This window comes from Kitasatospora sp. NPDC001175 (genome assembly GCF_053598215.1).
In genome coordinates, this window is the sequence record NZ_JBSFJU010000021.1 from 1 (window position 1) to 18,934 (window position 18,934).

Below are 18,934 nucleotides of genomic sequence, written 5' to 3' on the forward strand. Positions count from 1 at the left end.
CGGCCGCGGTGACGTTGGCGGCGGCGGCGAGTTCCGCGGGCGGAGCGAAACGGCGCTCCTCCTTGAGCAGGTTGGCCAGGCTCTCGTTGCTCAACAGGTCTCCTTGTACGAGTTTGGTGCGGGAGGCCCCGCCGTACGGGACGGCGGGGACTCCGGTCGTGCTGCTTCTGAGCATGGACCGCCGGAAGCCGGTTGACACCGGACTCCGGTGGAATTCTCGGTGTCGCGGGCAAAACCTTTCGGTCATGCCGGGAGCCATCAGACGGCTGTCCGGGCGTGCAGGCCCCGGTCGCTCCACCAGGTGCCGGCACTCGCGCAGTCCCCGACCGACAGCGGCCCGCCGGCCGGTGCGGCGACCAGGCAACCTCCTTGGTGCGCGCGGATCCTGAAGCGCATGGCCGGCCGCCGGGCGACCGGGTCGAGCCGGATCACGGGCATCCGTTCGGCGAACCGCCAGAGCTGCGCACTGACTTCCTCCCCGGTCTGCGAGCGGTCGCTTCGAAGGTCCACCAGGCCGTCGGGCTCGGCGGTGAGCACCAGCGGGCCGGAGGTGCCGCCGGACAGCAGGGACCGGACGGTGAACTCGCCGTCCTGCTGCGGCTGGAGGATCCACTCCTGGCTGTTCTCACCGGGCTTCTCGCGGGTGCCGACCACCGTACCTTCGGCGGCGGAGGACACCTTGGCGCCGAGGGCGTCCATCCGCTGGGCGGATTCCCACACGTCCAGCGTGCCCAGGCCCCGGTACGGGGCGACCGCCGTCATGGTCGCGGCCGTCACCGGCGGGATGTCCGGGGCGCCGAGCGGACCGGGACCCCAGCTCTCCAGCGGACCGGAGTACATGCCGATCGGGCCCGGCGCGGGGCGCGATGGCGCGGTGGTCACCGTGTCCGGATGCCCGACCGTGGCGATCAGGAGCATACCGGGGACGACGGTGAGGTAGGCGACGGCCTTGGCGGCCATCAGCGCCGGTTGGTGCACGGGAGTTCCTTGCTGTGAGAGAACGGTTCGACCGGCTCGGGGCACGATGGACGGCGGAAGGTCACGGCTGCCCCGCGCCCGCCGGCGCCACCGGTTCCGCAGCGGGCGGTCGCATGTGTCGCAACACCGACCCGCCAGGCCCGTCCTGCAGCTCCAGCCCGGGTACCCGGAGCAGTTGGGAGAGGCCGGGCGCCGGGAGTTCGGAGTGGATCGGGCTCACGGGAGTCGCGCCGTCCGGAGCCGGGTGCGGATGGACGTGCGCCTTCCCGACCACCATCACGTACTTCCCGTCGCCGGCGACCGCGTCGGCCGCATAGGTGTTGAACCGTGCCGCCCGCTCGTACAGCCCCCACTCGCCGGCCTCCCGGCGGGCCGGACGCCCGTCCACCGCCCGGATGTCGACGCCCTCGGCCTTGGCCGCCTCCACCACCTCGCGCAGACCGTTGCCCGGCAGCGAGCCGTGCGAGGAGTCGTAGCGCGAGATCATCGTGTCGAGTTCCGGTGGCATCGCCGACCCCTCCGGGGAGCGCAGATGGGTGTCCAGGTGGTGCTGGAAGCTGTCGTCCCGCAGAGCCTCCAGGTACACCGTCCTAACGCCGTGTTCTCGAAGGGCCGTCATGTTCTCCTTCAGGAACGGCCAGCTGGTCGACGCCGAGTGCACCTCGCCCAGCACGAAGCCCTGGTGCTGCGCGAGGATCCGGCCGGCACCGGTGACGGCGTCCGGGGCGTCGTGCAGCGCGGTGTCCACCCGGTGCAGGGACTCAGGGGAGAGTCCGGCGGGCGAACTCGCGGTGTTGGCCGCCACGATGACGTCGAGCTGCTCGCGGCGGGCGTCCTGTCCCTTCCAGTAGTCGGCCGTCCGGTAGTCCAGGCGAGCCGCCGCCTCGATCCTCTCCTGTCCGCTTCCGCTGACCTTGTCGGGCGCCCAGCGGGTGAGCGCCGCGTCGGTGTCGTTCCGGACCGTGCGCACGACCTGTGACGAGAGATCGTTGAGCGTGGTCGGGTCGTGATCGGTCTTGAGCGTGTTGGTACGCGTGTTCAGATGGATGCCCTCGAAGGGCCGCCCGGTGCCGGACTCCGGGTGCAGGTACTTGCCGCCGGAACTCTGCTGCGGCATGAGTTCCTTCAGCTCGTGCACGGCGGCCGGAACGTCCGGTCTCACCAGGTTCTTCGCCTTGAAGAGCGCCTTCTGCACCGCGGACTGCTGGATCGGGTAGACCAGCGCCGGACCGGAGGGATGCTCGTGCAGCCCACGCGTCGGCTGCGTCTGACCGGCCGGCCGCTCGGTTGCGGTCCGTGACGCGTCACCCGGACCCGGCGTCAGGTTCGGTGCCTCGGCGGGCGACCCGCGATGGACGGAAGCGGACGGGCCCTGGCCGATCGTCTCCGGCTGGGCCACCGCCGCGACCTCGGTGTGCGCGAGGTTCGGCGAGCGAACGTCCGCTGCGTGGGGGCCGAGGTTGATGGGGACGGGGGTCTCGTGGACTTCCGACGGGGTCTCGGTTGGTGGCAGGTGCGGTGAGGGTACGTCGGCCGCGTGCGGGCCGAGCCTGATCGGGGCGGGGGCGTCGTGCGCTGCCATCGGTGTTTCGGCCGGCGGCAGGTGCGGTGAGGGAGCATCCGCGACATGAAGGCCGGACGCAGCCGGAACACCGTGCCCGCCCGCCGTGCCCGGCTCACCAGTAGTCAGTGGAGCTCCGCTGTCCACGGCCGAGTGCGGCGCCGGATGGCCGGTCTCAGCGGCGGGTGCGTGCATCGGGCCCTCGAACGCGGGTGATGTCTCGACGTGTCCGGGAGCGGCCCCGGCGGCCGGAGCAGCGCCGTCGCCGATGCCCCGCGACATAGGTTGGGCCGGGGAACCGGCCTCTCCCGCGGGAGCGGCAGCCCCCGTGCTCGTGTGGTCCGACGTGACGGGGTGGGCCGAGCCGTCGGCTCCCGGGTGCGTCGCACCGCTCGCCGGAGCCGGACCGTCCGAGCCGGCGGCCGCGCCGGTGCCCTCCGCCGACCGCGGGACCGCCGCGCCGTGCTCGCCGGCACCGGGCTGCACCTCCGCGCCGGTCGGCACACCCGCGTGCGGGGCTTCGGCGGGAGGCCGGAAGTGCTCGTTGAGCGCGGCGCCACCGGCGTGCAGACCGGCGCCCGTGGCGCCGCTGAGGCCGGAGCCGAGCAGGCTGTGACTGTCCACCTTGCCGGTGGTGACCGCCTGGGTGATGACGTCCGCGCCGACCCCGACCGCTCCGGCCGTGACCATCCTGCCCGGCAGGGTGCCCATCACCCGGCCGAGCCCGGCCTTGGCGCCGGCCGCGCCGACGCCCTTGCCCAGCAGGTTGCCGGATGCACCGGCCACCGCACCGCTCGCGGCGTTCTGGCCCACCTCGTTCAGGTCGACACTCTTGCGGTGCCCCTGCATGACCTCGATGGACTGGGCGAGCAGGTTGATGGCGGCCATCTGGACGGCCTGCTTGGCCGCGAACTCCAAGGCCTCCAGCGCCAGTTTCTTGATGATCTGCTGGACGACCGTGCGGATGGCGGCGACCGCGACCGGGATCTGAGCCAGCGAGACGCCCGCGGTGAAGGGCGCCTCCACCTCGGCAGTCGCGATGTCGACGGCCAGGATGCCCAGTTGAGCGATGATCTGGATCTTGGCCGTCTCAGCGGAGTTGGCCATCGACTCCAGCATGTCGCCCATGCCGTTGCACGCCGCGACCAGACCCGGGAAGACGCCGGGCTGCTCCTCGCCCTTGCCCGTCGTGAAGTTGGCCCAGTACTCGGTCAACTTCGTTGCGGCCACGCCCTGCTGGTCGGCCAGTGCACGTCGCATCGTGGCGTCCGAGGTCTCGCCGATGTCGTCGAGAGCGCTCGCCACGGAGCGCCAGTGCTCGGCCATCTGCCGCAGGTTGTCCTCGTCGGCCTCGGGCCAGCGGGCGCCCGACAGCAGCAGCAGAACCCACTGCAGGGGTTCGGGTACCTCCACAGCCATGATCAGCGCCCCCCACCGATGCGGCCGCGGCCGATCTCGCGGTTGGTCGCGCTGAGCACCACCGGTGACGGCGGGCCGGCCGTGGCACCTGCGGGCGGAAGGGTGATCACCGGAGTGGGCAGGGACTCCACCACCTGGAGGTCCCGGCCGCGGCCGTTGAGGTCGGCGACCGTGTCGGACTCGGCCGACTCGTAGTTCTGTGCCATCGTCTTCAGGCCTTCCGCGACGCGGTGCAGGGCAGCGGGGAGGTTCTTCAGCCCCTTGAGCGTGGCCGCGCTGTAGGCCAGGTAGCCCTTCTCCCCTTCGGCGAACTGTTCTCCCGCGTGGTCCTTGCCCCAGGGCGAGGTCGCGTTCATGCTGGTCAGGAACCCGTCGAGGCCGAGATACAGCTGTGAGACACGGTCGGCGGCGGCGGACATCGGGGAACTCGCCGTCCGGTACTGCTCAGGGCTGATCTTGATACCCGTGCCCGCGCTTGCGGCCGTGGGCGCCGCCTGGGCCGCGTGGGCCGCCGCACCCCGGGAGACCGTCAGGGTTCCCATGCCGGGGGCGGGCGAACCGACGGCCATCGTCGCCATTCCAGGAGCGGGTGAACCGACGGCGGCGGTTCCCATGCCGGGGGCGGGCGAACCGACGGCCATCGTCGCCATTCCGGCGCCCTGCGGACCGACGGCCATCGACCCTGTCGCCGGCCCCGTCGACTGGCTGCTCGGCGTCGGCGCCTCGCCGGGCCCATGCACCTTCGTGCTGAACGGATCTTCCATGACACTTCCTCACCGACTTGTGCCGCCCACCGGTCGGACGACCGGTGGGCGGAATGGCTGCGAGCGCTGGCCGACGGCCGACAGCACGCGTTACTCGTTGTCTGCGCAGCCGCTCACTGCTGAGGGCTCTGCGGCACGGCCGAAGACCGCGGGGGCGCCGAGGTGGGTTCGGACCTGTCGAACGCACCGGAGGTCGCCAACTTCGCGAGCGCGGCCCGCAGATGCGGGCTGGGCACCTGGTAGCCGCCCTCCTCCCGCAGCGGCGCGCGCTTGGTCGCGGCCTCCGCTCCGGTCTGCGCCGATGCCCCGGCACCTGTGCCCTGGTCCGGCTCGCCCCGGCGCCGCGGGGTGGCCGTCCGGCCCTGCTCGACGCCCGCGCCGTCACCGGCCGGCCGGCCCTCGGCCTGCCCGGCTGCGGCTCCACCGGCTCCGGCCGGACCGGAAGCCGCCGCCGGCCCCTTTCCTTCCGGCTCGGGGCCGAGCACCACGCTCGTCAGCTGCTTGAGGAGATCGCTGTCCCCCTCGGGCGGGGGCTCCTCCTCGCCGGGCGTCTGCGGGGCTCCCGCCCGGCGCTCTCCGGCGGCGCCGGTCCGCGCGTCGTCCAGCCAGCGCTGCCGTGCCTGTTGCGCCCGCCGGTCACGTACCGGGGCGTCCCCGGCCTGGCCCTGGATGCCGGAGTCGGTGAGTATCTCCTCCTGCTCCGGTGCCTCCTCGGTGAGGAGTCCGGGCCTGCGCCTGCCACCCGTGTTCTTCTTGCCCCCGGCGCGACCGGTACCGTGCATGCCGCCGATGACGGGGCCCCGGCCGGAGGCGCCCGCACCGGCAGTGGCGGCACCCGAGCCCGCCCGCCCGCCGCTAGCGGAGCCCGCACCCGAGCCGAGCGGTTGCCGTGTCGGCTGGAGCGTGCTCTGCCCACCGGCGCCCGGCACCGTGCGGGACCGTGCATCGGGACCCGCGCCCGCAGCGGACGGCATGATCCCCGCCCCTGCCCGGCCCGCCGTCCCGCCGACGGCAGGCCCGCGCCCCGCAGCCCCGTTGACGGCACCCGCGCCGACCGCGGCCGCACCGAGCGCACCGGAGGACGCACCCCCGGAATCCCCCGGGGCCCCGGAAGCCCCGGCAAGGTCGGCGGCAGGTGCCGCGCCCGGCACGTCCGCACTCGCGACGGCACCGGTGAAACCCGCCAGACTCAGCCCGGCGGTCGCGGAGCCGTTCGCCGGGCACGCCGATCCGCCTGCCCTGCCGGGGACTTCGGCCGAGGCGAACGCGCCGGCGGTGCCGCCGTCCCGGGTACTGGTGCCACCGAGTGCGCAGACCTGCCCGGCACCGTCCATGCGCTCGATCCGGTCCGCGCTCCGGCGAAGCATCGAGTCGACCTCGGCGCCCGCCTGGCCGACATGGTGTCTGCACGAGTCCACGGTCAACCGCACGCCCTCGGACTGCGCCGCCACCTCGGGCGAGGCGCCCGGCAGGCTGCTGTCGAGGTAGTGCTTGGTCGACCAGAGCTGCTCGACCATCGTTGTCTTGGCACGGGCGACAGTACCGGAAGCGCCGCGCAGGCAGTGGGCCATCGCGAGCCCGGTCTCCAGCGTGGTGACCGCATGAGCGTCGTCACGGCCGCTGTACCGCTCCAGGTACCGGTGGAAGCCGTCGGCGGCCTCCCCGGACATATGGGCCACGGCCTGCCGCGCACAGGCCACGATGGCCTGGATCCGGGGCTCGGCGGCAGCGGTCCAGGCCTCCCAGGCTTCGGCGAGTTCCGTGAGCTGGTCCTCGTCGACATCGGGGAAGGCAATCTCGGTTCCGTCCTCACGGAGCTGGACGACCGTCAGCACCTCGGCCAGGTCGGCGGGCAGCTCGATCACGACGGACCACCGCTTTGGAGTGCAGCGGCATTGGCACCGTCGGTCTCGCGGTACCGCCGGCACATCAGCAGCAGGTTCTCCGCCATCGCAGCGGAGTTCCGCAGGTAGCGGTGGATCCCCTGGAGGGCCTGCTGCTGGTGCTCGACCAGCCCGCCGGCCCCGGACCCACTACCGGACAGAGCCCTGCCCAACTGATCGGTGCCGTACCCGGCTTGGGGAACCCGCCGCACCGCGCTCTCGACCCGTGCGGTACCGGACTCCAGCTCGCGAACGATGCTCTCGATCTTCCTGGCAGCCGCCTCGACCTCGTGAAGGTCGATCCAGAACGTCCCGCTGCCCATCCTGTTCCCCCGTCCTCAAGGTGTCCGGGCCATCTCACGGCCACCCAAGGATTGACGGTCTCTCACGCCGGTAATTGATCGATAAGTATTCTGCAAAACGCCACCCGACGTCCGTTGTGCGCCGGGCCCGCCAGCACGCTTGGAAAGCGCGTTGGGGGCAACCCCTCACGAGTTCGAATCTCGTATCCTCCGCCTCTGCCCGCCAGGGCAAACGAGGGCCCGGACAGCCATGCTGTCCGGGCCCTCGTCGTTCGTCGTCCCATCCGTAGTCCCAACTGCCCTTCCCGGGGGCCTGTGAGTCGTCCCCGTCGGCGTCCTTGGCCACCTGCCGGAGAGGCCACCGCGGGGCGTCACCCAGCCGTCCAGCGGGACTGCTCGGCCACCGGCCGGTCGTCTGGCCTGTTCGGGTGCCACCTGTGGGCCGTATAGGTCACCAAGGGCGAGGACCTCCGAGGCGAACGCCGCCGGCCGGTGCAACCTCGTGTGGGGCGCTGGCTTCCCGCTGCTTCCGGGCAGGACCGCCAGGTCGGTGGAGCCATCGCTCCGATTCCGCGCGGGTGAGCAGCAGAAGGAGGAGGGACGTGCCTGCAGCTATGGGTGCCTGGCACCGCTGGATGGCGGCTGCGACGGTGATGGTGACGGCTGGGGCACTCGGTTCGCTAGGGGCAGGCACGACTGCAGCCTCCGACCTGATGGAATGGGACCGTGCCCAGTGCGCGACCCGGCCCGCCCCGCCGGCGACGAGCGTACCGCCACCGATCACCTCCGGCAGCGATGTGTGGAGCTTCGTGTCCGCGCCGAAGCTGCATCCCATGCGGGTCACCGTTGCCACGCGACAACGGGGCACGGCCCCGGGGGACGTCTTCGTCGCCCCGTACAACCTCACCCAGCCGGTCGGCCAGACCGGGGCGCTGATGCTCGAAGACTCCGGCGATCCGGTCTGGTTCCGCCCGCTTCCCGTCGCGAACCTCGAGAACGGCGACTTCCGGGTGCAGACGTACCACAACCCCCGGACCGGCGTCACGCAGCCGGTGTTGACGTTCTGGCAGGGAACCATCGCGATTCCCCCGTATTACACCGACCTTCCCGGCGGCGCCCCCGAGCCGGGAGGCTGCTACTACATCTACGACGACCACTACCGCCTGCTCAGGACGGTCTTCGCCCGGCACGGCTTCTACCCGGATTTCCACGAGTTCCTCCTGACGCGCCGGGGGACCGCACTGTTCATCGCGTCCAAGCCGGTCCCGATGGACCTCACCCCGTACGGGGGGCCGAAGAACGGAGCCATCGAGGACAGCGAGGTCCAGGAGGTCGATCTCGCGACCGGGAGACTCGTCTTCTCGTGGGACATCCTGGACCACGTGAACCCGGCGGACTCCGAGGTGTCGGCCTCCTCGGCGTCCTCGTCCGGCGGGGTGTGGGACGCGTACCACGTGAACTCGATCGACGAGGGCCCCGACGGCCAGCTGCTGATCTCGGCCCGAAACCTCTGGGCGGTATACGACGTCGCGCGGCAGACAGGCGACATCCGCTGGCAACTCGGCGGCAAGAGAAGCGACTTCAGCTTCGGCCCGAACGCGGACTTCTACTGGCAGCACCACGCCCGGTTTCGGCCGGGAAACCGGATCAGCATGTTCGACGACGGCTGCTGCGACCAGCCGGACGGCACCCCCGAACAACAGTCACACGGCCTGATCCTCAACCTCGACTTCCTCAACCACCGCGCGACCGCGGTGCGGACCTACTACCACGCACCGGGGTTGTACGCGGCGTCCCAGGGAGACACCCAGGCGCTCACCAACGGCGACGAGTTCGTCGGGTGGGGGCAGGAGTCGTACTACTCGGAGTACAGGGGTGCCGGGAACACCGAGGGCGACGGCTCGAAGAACCTGCTCTACGACGCCATGATGCCGGGCTCCGACATCTCGTACCGGGCGTTCCGCCACAAGTGGGTCGGCAAGCCGTGGTATCCGCCCAGTGCGGCGGCGCGCGGCGGCAGCGGCGGGCAGAGCACCGTCTACGCCTCCTGGAACGGTTCAACGCAGACCAGAGCGTGGCAGGTGCTGGCCGGACCGGACGCCCGTTCCCTGTCGGTGGTCGTCGACCACGCCGACCGGACCGGCTTCGAGACGGCCGTCACGACGGACAACCCGGGACCGTACTTCCAGGTGAGGGCGCTGAACGCGAAGGGGGAGGTCATCGGGACGTCCCACGTCGTGACCCGCTCCGGTTGACGGTCGACGGCTCGATGCGACGGCCTGCACCAACACGCTTCCCCGCCGGCCGCCGAAGCGTGCCGACCAACGGTCCAGCACGGTGGAGGTGTGATCGGTACCAAGTCGGACTCCGCAGGAAGGACCGCTCCTCGGGCCGTTTTCGGTGGCAGCATCGCCCGCGACTGTCGAACGGCAGCCCCAGCCTGGTCTCAGTTCCGGTCAGTTTTGTTGTCGGTTCGGATTTTGGGCTTGACCGGGCAGTCGTCACTGGCCCCAGCCGGGCTCCTCGGCGGACCCCGCCACTTGCTTCGCGAGCCCTTTGCGGCTGGCAGGCCACCCCAGACTGGTAACGCCGAGTGCTGGGAAGCCACCACGGGACCGACCTCCCTCGCTCGGGCGTACCCGCCTGTCGCCCTGGCTATTGACCTCCTGCCATAAGCGCCGCCGCCCCGGCGACAAGCCGGTGCCGCCAGGGTGACAGGCCGCTGCCGGACAGCAGGCCGCCGAGGGTGCCGCACGCTGTGGAGCCGGGTCGTCTTCCGGGTGGCGCAGGGTGGAATCATCCCGTATGCCGGGAAGTACAAGGGGCCGATGCAAGCCATCCCGTCGCGGGGCCGGCGGGACTTCCCGGAGGGGACTAACCGTGCTCTCACAGCCTGACTGTGTTGTGGCGGTGGTGGCACACCCGGACGATGCCGAACTGATGTGCTACGGGACGTTGTGCCGCTTCCGCCGGCTCGGCGTCGCCGTCACAGTCGTCATCGCCACCAACGGCGTCAACGGTGTCTCGCTCACCGACCGCGACCGGGTACGGCTGGGTGAACAGGAACGCCTGGCCGAGTCCGCCGTCTCCTTCGCCGACACCGGCATCGAGGTGGTCTGCCTCGGGCTGTCGGACGGGGCGCTCAGAGCGGACCGGGAGCTGATCTCACGGATCGAGAGCGAGCTGGTCCGTCTCGGCTGCACGATGCTGCTGACCCACAGCCAGCACAGTGGCAACGACCACCAGGACCACCTGGCCGTCGCCAAGGCCGCCTCGAACGCGGCTACCCGGGTGCCGAGCTGCACCGCAATCCTGCACGGCGAGCCGCACGCCCCCCGCAACACCTTCCGCCCCAACGTGCTGGTCGACGTCACCGACGTGCTCGCCGACAAGGTCAAGGCGCTGCAGGCCCACCAGACCCAGGGCGGCCGCTGGTACCTCAGCGAGGAGTACACCCGGCACCGGGCGGCGGAAGCGGGCTGGAGTCTGACCCCGGCCCGCGCGGCGCACGGCCGGTACTTCGAGGCGTTCGAGGCCTCGCTGATCACGCTGCTCGGCCCGGAGGACTGAGCAGCGGTCCGAGCAGGCCCGCTGTCGAGCAGTCCCCGTCCGTGGCATGCCAGGGCTCCAGCGAGACACGCATCGCTGACACTGTCGACGGCGCGGCCCTGATTCGCGTCCTGCACTTGGCCTATCCCGTACCGCTCATTTCGGATCGGGTCACGGACGGATTCACCACCTGCACCCGTTCGTCACCGGCCGGCAGCACCGCCACGTTCGGCCTGCGCACCCACCGCTTCCAATCGTTCGGGACACGCCACCACCTCGGCGCGGCGTCCCACTGCGCCGAGGTGGTGGCCGCAACGTGCAGCACGGTCAGCCGCAGCGGATCCTGAGCGGTCGGCCGCGCCGCCGGGGGCCTTTCGGTGGAGTACGGAGTCCGGAGCGTGTTGCGCGCGGAGGTGAGCGGGCGGGAGCGGGCATTCCCCTCCCAGACCGGTCGCCGGCGCCCGCCGCCGCCGCTTCCGGATGCCACCGCAGGGGGTGTCGGCGCCGGGGTCACGTGGAAGCCACGGCAGCGGCTCGTCGGAGGTCGCGTTCGGCGACGAAGGCAACGCAGACCGCCGCGTAGTAGACGACCGACTTCAGACCGAAGATGGCCCCGATGAGCAGCAGGAATCCTGAGCTGTCGGACGCGATGGCGCCTATCGCGGCGGCGGTCAGGATGAGGGCGAGGGCAAGCTCCATACGGACCGAGGCGAGTACCCGCCATCCCGAGGCCCCGGCCTTGAACTTGGTGGTGCGGCGCCAGGCCGTGTTCTTGGTCAGGATGCCGTGGAGCGTGGCGCAGGTGCAGATCCACGACAGGGACGAATCCACCACCATGGCCATGAGGGTGTCCTTGGACGCGGAGCCGGCGATGTATCGGTACCGGCACCAGCGAAGAGCCAGCGCGGAGCTCAGACCCATGACCAGCCCGATCCACAGGCCCCGGTTCATGGGCGGCTGCTCACCGTGGACCAGCATCGAGACGAGCGCTGCCAGGGCGAGTGGCATTGCGGTCAAGAACCCGAGGCCCCCGGTCACAAGGACGAAGCCGTGTTCCAGGCCGAGGATCTTCTGCTGGACGGACATCGTCGACGGCGTCGCGAAACGCCTGGGCAGGAAGAGCCGCCAGTGCTGCTTGAGCTGCTGGACCGGTCCGTAGGTCCAGCGGAAGCGCTGCTTCTTGAACGCGGCGAAGGTTTCCGGGACAAGGCCCGCTCCCACCGGGTCGTCGAAGGTGAACGACCTGTAGCCGACGGCCTGGATGCGGACTCCGATCTCGGAGTCCTCGGTGACGCACGACATCGACCAGCCGCCCGCATCGACGATCGCCGCCCGGCGCAGTACGCACGAGGTGCCCATCGGATAGGCGGCCATCCGGTCGTTACGGCTGCGGAAGAGCATCGAGAACGACACCTGGTAGCCCCAGTAGGCGCCGCTGCGGAAGAGGCTGTCCTGCCAGTCCCGGAAGTTGTACTTGGCCTGGATGAAGCCGAGCCTCTTGTCGTCGAAGTGTCCGACCAGACGGGCGAGGAAGTCGGGTGCCATCTGGTAGTCGGCGTCCACCAGCGCGATGAGTTCCGCGTCCTGGGCGGTCCGGGCCAGAGCGAAGTTGAGCGCGCCGCCCTTCGCACCGGCCAGCGGGGCGACGTGGAAGAAGCGGAACCGTTCGCCCAGCCTCCGGCAGTGCTCCTCGACCGGGCGCCAGAGCGCCGGGTCCCTGGTGTTGTTGTCCACCACCACGACCTCGAAGTTGTCGTACCGCAGGCGGGCGAGAGCGTCGAGGCTGGCGATCACCATGTCCGGGGGCTCGGCGTAGCACGGTAAGTGGACCGAGACCTTCGGCCCGTTGACCACCGAGGATGCGTGCGGCATGTTCCGGCGTGCCCACTTCTCACGGCAGAAGGCTTCGATGTCGAGGAAGGAGTGCACGCATGACATGGGCAGGGCCACCAGCATGGACGGGATACCCGCGATGAAGAAAGCTCTCGTCAGCGCTGAGACGTTGATGGTGAAGGCGAAGTGGATGTACCACGTCACTGCGGCCAGCACCGCCGAGTAGAAGGAGACGAGCAGCAGAGAGCCGGGCAGGTGCATGGGCGAGCGGCGGTACAACAGGAAGACCATGCCGGCTTCGACGGTGGCGATCCCCACCAGCCAGGGCCGGAGCCCGTACACGGCGGTCGCCGCGACCACTGCCAGCAGGCAGCCGAACGCTCCGGCGGGAGCGGCGCGGCCGGGATCCGACCGTGGAAGGTACCGAAAGAACAGGAGAACGAGGGCGCTGCCCATCGCGAGGCAGTTGCAGACGAGCGCGGCTCCGAAGAATGTGTCCACCTGTTGACTCCCTCCCCGACAAATGACGGAAGGACCCCCTTTCCCACTTTTGCAGCATCGCCGGTCCGCGCAAGCCGACCCCCTGCACGCCCGGTGAACCGCCGCTTCCCGACGGTCCCCAACACGTGTTTTCTTGACCCTGGCGGCCTCGTAATCGGTCTGGTCAGCCCTCAACCACCGTGCCCTACTCCCACGTCGTTGTTCAGGACAGGGAGGTGGCGGGCCCGATGTCGCCGGGCAAAGAGCGGGCAGCGCAACGGCACGGAGACACTCCGCCGGCTCCGGCAGCTTCCCGATGCACTCCTCGACCTGACAGCTCAAGCGCGATCAGTCAGCAGCGACCCGGATGCGCGGGCCTGGACGGGCCCCGGCGACGACTTCTGCGTCGACGAGGCAGAAGCCGGCGGGTCTCAATGCCCGGCGAAGCGGTCCGGCAGGACGGCGGCGCCGTGCTGATCACGTCCGAGCGGCACGTCGTCACCCCGGACCGTGTGAACCTCAAGATCGTCGGCTATGCCGATTCGGCCAGCCAGTCCGCGGGCGGCTGGGTCACACCGGACCAGGCCCGGCCCTGCACGCGGCCTCCCTACAGATGATGTACCGCTTCCAGGACGCCGGATCCGACGCAGCGCTGAAGACCGACATGGCCGCCGCCACCAAGGGCCTGCCGTCCAACGCGCCGACTGGGACCAGCTCCTACCTGGCCATCAAGGCAAACCTCGCCAAGGGCCCCGACACCTACGTGCCGTTCCTGACGGTCTTCGGCGTCCTGGGCCTGATCGTCTCGGTCCTGATCGTCGTCAGCGGCGCCGTCGTCTCGGGCTTTCGGCACATCGGAGTCCTCAAGGCCCTGGGATTCACACCGAACCAAGTGACGGCTGACTACCTCGTCATGGTCACGTTCCCGGCGGCGATCGGCTGCGCGCTCGGCTCGGTACTCGGCAGCCTCGTCGGCAAGAAGCTGGGGCGCCAGACGTTCTGGGGCATCTTCGGCAACGACCTCGTTCGAGACAAGGCGACCGTCCCGACCTGGGTCTATCCGGTCGTGCCGATCGGGATGCCCTTGCTGGTCGCGCTGTCCGCGTTCGAGGTCTCAGTTCTGGTCTCGTTCACCACCGTTCAAGCACGTTCAGCAGGCTCTCCAGCGGCAAGAATGCCGCAGGTCAGGATGTGCACGGATCCAGCTGAACGGCGCTCAGCAGAATTGGAAAGCGTGTTGGGGGCAACCCCTCACGAGTTCGAATCTCGTATCCTCCGCCTCTGCCCATCTGGGCAGACGAGAGGCCCGGACCGCACTGCGGTGCGGTCCGGGCCTTCGTCATGTCGTGCTCTCAGTTTTGGTCTCAGTCAGTCCGACCGGATCTCACCGAGCAACGGGGAGCACCAACGGCTTCACGGAGTCGAGGCGGCGGCGAGGAGCCCGGTGGCGCGGTCCGCCGTGAGCACGCCGAGGATGTAGCCGTCCTCGTCGACGACGGGCCAGACCACCAGGTGCTTGATCCGCATCGCGATCGCGGCCAGGGCCAGGGCCATGGTCGGCCAGGCAAACGGGCCGCGCTGGTGCGAGGTGGCGCTGATCGCAGTCCGCTCGGTGGACCAGGAGCGGGTCAGGAACGGGTGCAGTCCGGTGCGGGTGACCAGTCCCTCGCACCTGCCGTCGTGGTCGCGGACTAGGAGGTACTCGACGTGGGCGCTGTGGAAGATGTCATTGGCCTGGTCGACGGTGCTGTCGTTGGCTATCTGGTAGTCGCAGGGTTCCATGGCGTCGGCGACCGTGAGGCCATGGCCGGGCCGTGCCGACTGAGGGGAGTGAGTGGTCACGGTGTTCACCGGTTCCTGTCTCCGGCTGCCCGCCGGGGCTGCCCGGGACGCTTTTCACCCAGAACGAAGCCGGAACGGATACCGGAATGCGGGATGCCCTGGATGTTTTCGAGGCTACTCCCGTGGCGGGCGGCCGGGGGAGACCGCTGCGGAGTACGGTGGGAGACAACCGAGGACATTCCGCACACCGGCATCAGCGCCGACGTCGCCCTGGGTCATGATTGGTCCACCCTCGTGGACCGGACGGGCGGCTCCGCATGATGCCGATCCCCCTCCCCGCCCCTTCCTCTTCCGGGCCGTGGACGGTGCCCGACGCCCCGCTACTGCCTCGCCTGGAACTGGAACCGACGATGTCGCGGGAGGGCGTCTTCGACGGGGCCTGGTGGCCCCGCTCGAACCACGTCCTCGCCGAGCTGCCGGACCTGATCACCGCGCTCGGCGCCCACCTCGGGCGCATCGTCCGGGTCGGCCTCGACACCTCGGCCTGGGACGGCGTGCCCCGGTCCGTCGTGGTGAACGGCCTGATGATCAGGATCAACTGGTTCGCCGGCAGCGACGCGACGATCAGCGTCACGCGGGGCTTCCAGGACCACTTCCTGCTGCTGGTGGTGCCACCCGGCACTCACTCCGGGGCGGCCGCCTTGGCGATGGCCGGAGCCTCCGCAACCGGAAACCACACCCCGGCGGCAGAACTCCTGCTCGGCTGAACGGTCCGTACCGCCGCACGCCGGACACTCCGACCGAGGTCTTCTCCGCCGAGCTGCACGGCGCTTTCGCCGTGAGCGTCGGCGTCGTCAGCCGCGCGGCTGCCGTTCAGTCGGACCAGACCCCGGGGGTGTGGGGGCAGCCGCACGAGCCGCGCAGCACCAGGCGGGACGGGAAGCACCGCAGCCGATCGCCCCGCCAGCCGGCCTCCTGCGGACCGCCGCCGATCGCCAGCTCGACCGCCGTGCGCGCCATCGCCTCGCGGTCGGAGGCGACGGTGGTCAGCGGCGGGTCGGTCAGGGCCGCCTCCTTGATGTTGTCGAAGCCGGCGACGGCGAGGTCACGCGGGACGTCGATCCGCAGTTCGCGGGCGGCCCGCAGCACGCCGATCGCCTGGTCGTCCGTCGAGCAGAAGAGAGCGGTCGGCCGGTCCGGCCGGGAGAGCAGGCGGAGAGCCACCTGGTACGCGTCGTACCGGCTGTACAGAGCGTGGAACAGCCGGCCCTCGGTGGACAGTCCGGCCTCCGCCATGGCCTGGCGCCAGCCCGCCACGTGGTCGGTGACCGGGTCACCGATGACCGGTGTGTATTCCGCGCCGCCCAGGCACGCCACGTAGGCGTGGCCGTGTTCGAGCAGATGCTTCGTGGCCAGCCGGGCGCCGCCGAGATCGTCGGTCACCACGGCGAACTCGTGGATGGTTTCCGGGTGTTCGTGCATGAGGACCACGCGGGAATCCCACGCGGCCAGTTCGGCCGCCGCCGACTCGCTGGGGCCGAGACTGACGAGTATCAGGCCGGCCGCACGCATGCCGAGAAAGGCACGCAGATAATGGACTTCCCGTGCGTCGCGATAGTCGGAGTTGCCGACGAGGACCATCTTGCCCCGGTCGGCCGCGGCCTGCTCGACTGCATGTGCCAGCTCTCCGAAGAAGGGCTGGCGGGCATCGGGGACTATCAGGCCGAGCAGATCGGTGCGGCGGCTGGCCATCGCCTGGGCCACACGGTTGGGGCGATAGCCGAGTCGGTCGATGGCCGAGAGCACACGCTCGCGGGTCCCGGTGGCTACGGGTCGGGGGCCGTCGTTGATGACGTAACTGACAACAGCGGTGGAGGTTCCCGCAAGTCTGGCCACATCGTCGCGCGTTACCTTCTTCACGTCCGAAGTCTACGCGTCGCAACTGTGCCTAGCAGTAAATATGCTGACGAGGCATCACCTGAAATCGGGGCGGAAGCGAGGGGCCGGATACCTTCTGTCCCCGTGACTTGAACTGCCATATCCAATTCGCGCCCGTTGACCGGCGGTTCTCGGGAATGCCCATCGGGCCGAAGGTGGCCGACTCGGCGGCGAGATCGCAGGCGTTGCCGGCGTACAGAACCGACATTTCGTCAGTCAATCGGTCACCAGGCCGGAGCCGATCACGTCTTCCGTGCAGGTCTCCTGCCACCCGCCCAGGAATGTCCGCAAGCCAAGGGGGTGTTGCCGGTGTCGGCGCATGCGCTCGGTCCAGCAGTCCACCCTCCTTCAGGCACAGGAGCCAGTCCATGTCCTATGACGCCGAGGTGCCGAGGTCCTCTTCGGCACAGGAACTCGTAGCTTCCACTGAGGCCTTACCGGGCACTTCGCAGCCCCAGTCCCGGGCCGGATTCAGCGGCCGCATGGTGGCGGCCCTGGTCGCCCTGTCGATCGCCCAGTTCCTGGTGGCCCTCGACTACTCCATCATTTACGTCGCTCTTCCCAGCATCGGTTCGGGGCTCGGCCTGCCGGCAGACCGGCTGCAGTGGGTGGTGTCGGGCTACGCGCTGTTCTTCGCGAGCTTCCTCGTCGTCGGCGGGCGAGCCGCCGACCTGACCGGCCCCCCTCCGGCTCTTCCTCTGGGCCCTGCTGCTGTTCGGCGCCGGTTCGCTCGCCGGCGGGATCTCGGGGAACCTCTGGCTGCTCGTCGCCGCGCGTGCGGCCCAGGGCATCGGCGCAGCGGCGCTGACGCCGTCGATGCTCGCCCTGATCAGCGCGACCTTCCCGGCCGGTGCGCTGCGCTCGCGGGCCCTGGCGATCTGGGGTGCGCTGGGCGCGGTGGGCCTGGCGGCCGGCGTCCTCATCGGCGGCGCGCTGACGGCGGAACTCTCCTGGCGCTGGGTCTTCTTCGTCAACGTCCCCCTGGTGGCGGCGACCTTCCTGCTCGCCGTGCGCGTGCTGCCCGCCGGGCAGCGGACGGGCATCTCGGTCCGCGAACTCAACATCCCCGGTGCCGCACTGTTCACCAGCGCGATCCTGTCCGTCGTGTTCGCGCTGACCGAGGCCGCGGGGGCCGGTTGGACCTCCTTGTCCACGCTTGCCTTCCTGGCGGGCTTCGTGGTGCTGGGCGGTATCTGGCTGGCGCACGACCGCCGGCCGTCGGTGACTCCGCTGATCGACCCCGCACTGCTGCGGATCCGCTCGCTGGCGGGCGGCGGCCTGATGTCCGCGCTCTACATGGCCAGTGTCGGCGCCGAGTTCTTCCTCATCACGCTGTTCCTGCAGGACCAGCGCGGCTACGGGCCGCTGGCGGCGGGCTTGGCCTTCCTCCCGCTCGCGCTCTGCGTGGTGGCCGGCAACCTGGTCACGGGCCGCCTCACCGAGCCGCTCGGCATCCGCGCCACTCTGGCCACGGGCTTCGGGGTCGGAGCGGTGGGGTTGGCCCTGCTGGGTCTGGGCGTCCACGCGCACTCCTACTGGCCGGGGGTCCTGCCGGGGCTCGTCGTCAGCGGACTCGGCCAGGGTATGGCCTTCGCGGGTATGTACATCGCAGGCACCAAGGACGTGCAGGACAGCGCCCAGGGCACGGCGGCGGCCATCCTGACCACCACGCAGTACACCGGCGGAGCGCTCGGGCTCGCGATCCTCGTCCTGGTCCTGGGCAAGACCCCGAGCGAGGGAAGCTTCGGCAACGCCTACACCGTCACCGTCTGCGTCGCCGCCGCGGCCGTCGTCTGCGCCCTGCTGACGCTGGGACACCACTCGACCGACAGCCGGAAGGGAGCCTGAGACGACCTTGCCCAGAATCATTCGGCCCGGTGGGGGCCTGGCGTTGACGTCGGTGGCACGCCCGTGTCGTTCCTGGTCGGCGGCCAGGAGACCGGAGCCCCCTGCGGGCGGGCGGCCGTGATGGCAGGCTCCCGTTGATCCGAGTGAGGCGCCGAGTCCAGGGTGCGGAGGACGGCGGCAGCGCTCGGCGCTCCGGGATGCGCCGGGGGCCGTCCTGCCGCAGGGTCGCAGTATGGGTTCTGTGATCGTGCTGTTCGAGCTGGACCCCGACCAGGCGATCGGGCCGGAGGGCGTCGAGCCGGTCGTGCTCCTGGTCCACGCGGCGGGGGCCGATCCCGATGCGTTGGAGGACCCTTTGCCGACGACGCTGTGCGGGCTGAGTACCGACCCGATGGAACACAGCCACTACCGGCCGGCCAGGCCGGGAGAGCCCTGGTACCCGCCGAAGCTGTACGACCGGCGCTGCCGGGAGTGCGAGGCCGTCCTGCGGAGCTGCTGAAGCGGTCCTGCCGGAGCCGCTGACCCGCGCTTGGTTACTAGTCGGTAGCGCACTGTCGGTCAGGCCGGATACGGTATCCGGTGGCAGAACGGTGCTAT

14 protein-coding genes and 1 pseudogene are annotated in these 18,934 nt (G+C 70.4%); 7 read left to right on the forward strand and 8 right to left on the reverse strand.

Annotated elements, in window-relative coordinates; genetic code table 11:
• Positions 1–258: 258 nt before the first annotated feature.
• From ACWDAK_RS17300 to ACWDAK_RS17320, 5 genes are all read right to left on the reverse strand, one after another.
• The gene (locus ACWDAK_RS17300; RefSeq protein WP_344641192.1) at positions 259–978 is read right to left on the reverse strand and encodes an RICIN domain-containing protein; all 720 of its coding nucleotides are present in this window, start codon (positions 976–978) and stop codon (positions 259–261) included.
• 61 nt (positions 979–1,039) lie between these two features.
• The gene (locus ACWDAK_RS17305) at positions 1,040–3,958 is read right to left on the reverse strand and encodes a WXG100-like domain-containing protein (protein ID WP_427393903.1); all 2,919 of its coding nucleotides are present in this window, start codon (positions 3,956–3,958) and stop codon (positions 1,040–1,042) included.
• A 2-nt stretch (positions 3,959–3,960) separates the two neighbouring features.
• Positions 3,961–4,722 carry a WXG100 family type VII secretion target gene (locus tag ACWDAK_RS17310; RefSeq protein ID WP_427393902.1) on the reverse strand — a complete coding sequence of 254 codons (762 nt, stop codon included), beginning with the start codon at positions 4,720–4,722 and terminating at the stop codon, positions 3,961–3,963.
• A gap of 113 nt (positions 4,723–4,835) precedes the next feature.
• Positions 4,836–6,587, reverse strand: coding sequence for a WXG100-like domain-containing protein (locus tag ACWDAK_RS17315; protein ID WP_427393901.1), 1,752 nt, complete (start codon positions 6,585–6,587; stop codon positions 4,836–4,838).
• Positions 6,584–6,928, reverse strand: a complete 345-nt coding sequence (locus ACWDAK_RS17320) for a hypothetical protein (protein ID WP_344641196.1) — start codon at positions 6,926–6,928, stop codon at positions 6,584–6,586. The genes ACWDAK_RS17315 and ACWDAK_RS17320 overlap by 4 nt, the downstream gene beginning before the upstream one ends.
• An 812-nt stretch (positions 6,929–7,740) precedes the next feature.
• Here ACWDAK_RS17320 and ACWDAK_RS17325 point away from each other — a divergent pair.
• Positions 7,741–9,162: an arylsulfotransferase family protein gene (locus ACWDAK_RS17325; protein WP_344641197.1), complete on the forward strand. Its 1,422-nt coding sequence runs from the start codon at positions 7,741–7,743 to the stop codon at positions 9,160–9,162.
• Positions 9,163–9,820: 658 nt separating this feature from the next.
• Positions 9,821–10,477 carry a PIG-L deacetylase family protein gene (locus tag ACWDAK_RS17330; RefSeq protein ID WP_344641198.1) on the forward strand — a complete coding sequence of 219 codons (657 nt, stop codon included), beginning with the start codon at positions 9,821–9,823 and terminating at the stop codon, positions 10,475–10,477.
• Between the two features lie 489 nt (positions 10,478–10,966).
• Here the strand turns inward: ACWDAK_RS17330 and ACWDAK_RS17335 are convergent, their stop codons facing one another.
• Entirely contained in the window at positions 10,967–12,790 is a 1,824-nt protein-coding gene (locus ACWDAK_RS17335) for a glycosyltransferase family 2 protein (RefSeq protein WP_427393899.1), read from the reverse strand.
• A gap of 413 nt (positions 12,791–13,203) precedes the next feature.
• Here ACWDAK_RS17335 and ACWDAK_RS17340 point away from each other — a divergent pair, with 413 nt between their 5' ends.
• Together ACWDAK_RS17340 and ACWDAK_RS17345 are read left to right on the forward strand one after the other, a co-directional pair.
• Positions 13,204–13,386, forward strand: coding sequence for a hypothetical protein (locus ACWDAK_RS17340; RefSeq protein WP_427393898.1), 183 nt, complete (start codon positions 13,204–13,206; stop codon positions 13,384–13,386).
• A complete protein-coding gene (locus ACWDAK_RS17345; RefSeq protein WP_427393897.1) occupies positions 13,386–14,249 on the forward strand; it encodes an FtsX-like permease family protein in 864 nt (287 codons plus the stop codon). The genes ACWDAK_RS17340 and ACWDAK_RS17345 overlap by 1 nt, the downstream gene beginning before the upstream one ends.
• Here ACWDAK_RS17345 and ACWDAK_RS17350 read toward each other — a convergent pair.
• Entirely contained in the window at positions 14,183–14,611 is a 429-nt protein-coding gene (locus ACWDAK_RS17350; protein WP_344641201.1) for a CBS domain-containing protein, read from the reverse strand. The genes ACWDAK_RS17345 and ACWDAK_RS17350 overlap by 67 nt on opposite strands.
• 350 nt (positions 14,612–14,961) lie before the next feature.
• On the opposite strand from ACWDAK_RS17350, the gene ACWDAK_RS17355 reads away from it, so the two are divergent.
• Positions 14,962–15,318 carry a DUF5994 family protein gene (locus ACWDAK_RS17355; protein WP_425557870.1) on the forward strand — a complete coding sequence of 119 codons (357 nt, stop codon included), beginning with the start codon at positions 14,962–14,964 and terminating at the stop codon, positions 15,316–15,318.
• 106 nt (positions 15,319–15,424) lie between these two features.
• Here ACWDAK_RS17355 and ACWDAK_RS17360 read toward each other — a convergent pair whose 3' ends face one another.
• Entirely contained in the window at positions 15,425–16,471 is a 1,047-nt protein-coding gene (locus tag ACWDAK_RS17360; RefSeq protein ID WP_344640019.1) for a LacI family DNA-binding transcriptional regulator, read from the reverse strand.
• A gap of 717 nt (positions 16,472–17,188) precedes the next feature.
• Here ACWDAK_RS17360 and ACWDAK_RS17365 point away from each other — a divergent pair.
• Both ACWDAK_RS17365 and ACWDAK_RS17370 read left to right on the forward strand, forming a co-directional pair.
• Positions 17,189–18,337, forward strand: a pseudogene (locus ACWDAK_RS17365) (MFS transporter); the annotation flags it as partial.
• A gap of 232 nt (positions 18,338–18,569) precedes the next feature.
• The gene (locus tag ACWDAK_RS17370; protein ID WP_344640017.1) at positions 18,570–18,836 is read left to right on the forward strand and encodes a hypothetical protein; all 267 of its coding nucleotides are present in this window, start codon (positions 18,570–18,572) and stop codon (positions 18,834–18,836) included.
• The last annotated feature ends 98 nt before the right edge of the window (positions 18,837–18,934 follow it).

Excerpts from the sequence above, each read along its gene's own strand:
- ACWDAK_RS17305 (WP_427393903.1), bottom strand. The coding sequence starts at position 3,958 with ATGGCTGTGGAGGTACCCGAACCCCTGCAGTGGGTTCTGCTGCTGCTG.
- ACWDAK_RS17310 (WP_427393902.1), bottom strand. The coding sequence starts at position 4,722 with ATGGAAGATCCGTTCAGCACGAAGGTGCATGGGCCCGGCGAGGCGCCG.
- ACWDAK_RS17320 (WP_344641196.1), bottom strand. The coding sequence starts at position 6,928 with ATGGGCAGCGGGACGTTCTGGATCGACCTTCACGAGGTCGAGGCGGCT.
- ACWDAK_RS17325 (WP_344641197.1), top strand. The coding sequence starts at position 7,741 with ATGCGGGTCACCGTTGCCACGCGACAACGGGGCACGGCCCCGGGGGAC.
- ACWDAK_RS17340 (WP_427393898.1), top strand. The coding sequence starts at position 13,204 with ATGCCCGGCGAAGCGGTCCGGCAGGACGGCGGCGCCGTGCTGATCACG.
- ACWDAK_RS17345 (WP_427393897.1), top strand. The coding sequence starts at position 13,386 with ATGTACCGCTTCCAGGACGCCGGATCCGACGCAGCGCTGAAGACCGAC.
- ACWDAK_RS17355 (WP_425557870.1), top strand. The coding sequence starts at position 14,962 with ATGTCGCGGGAGGGCGTCTTCGACGGGGCCTGGTGGCCCCGCTCGAAC.
- ACWDAK_RS17370 (WP_344640017.1), top strand. The coding sequence starts at position 18,570 with ATGGGTTCTGTGATCGTGCTGTTCGAGCTGGACCCCGACCAGGCGATC.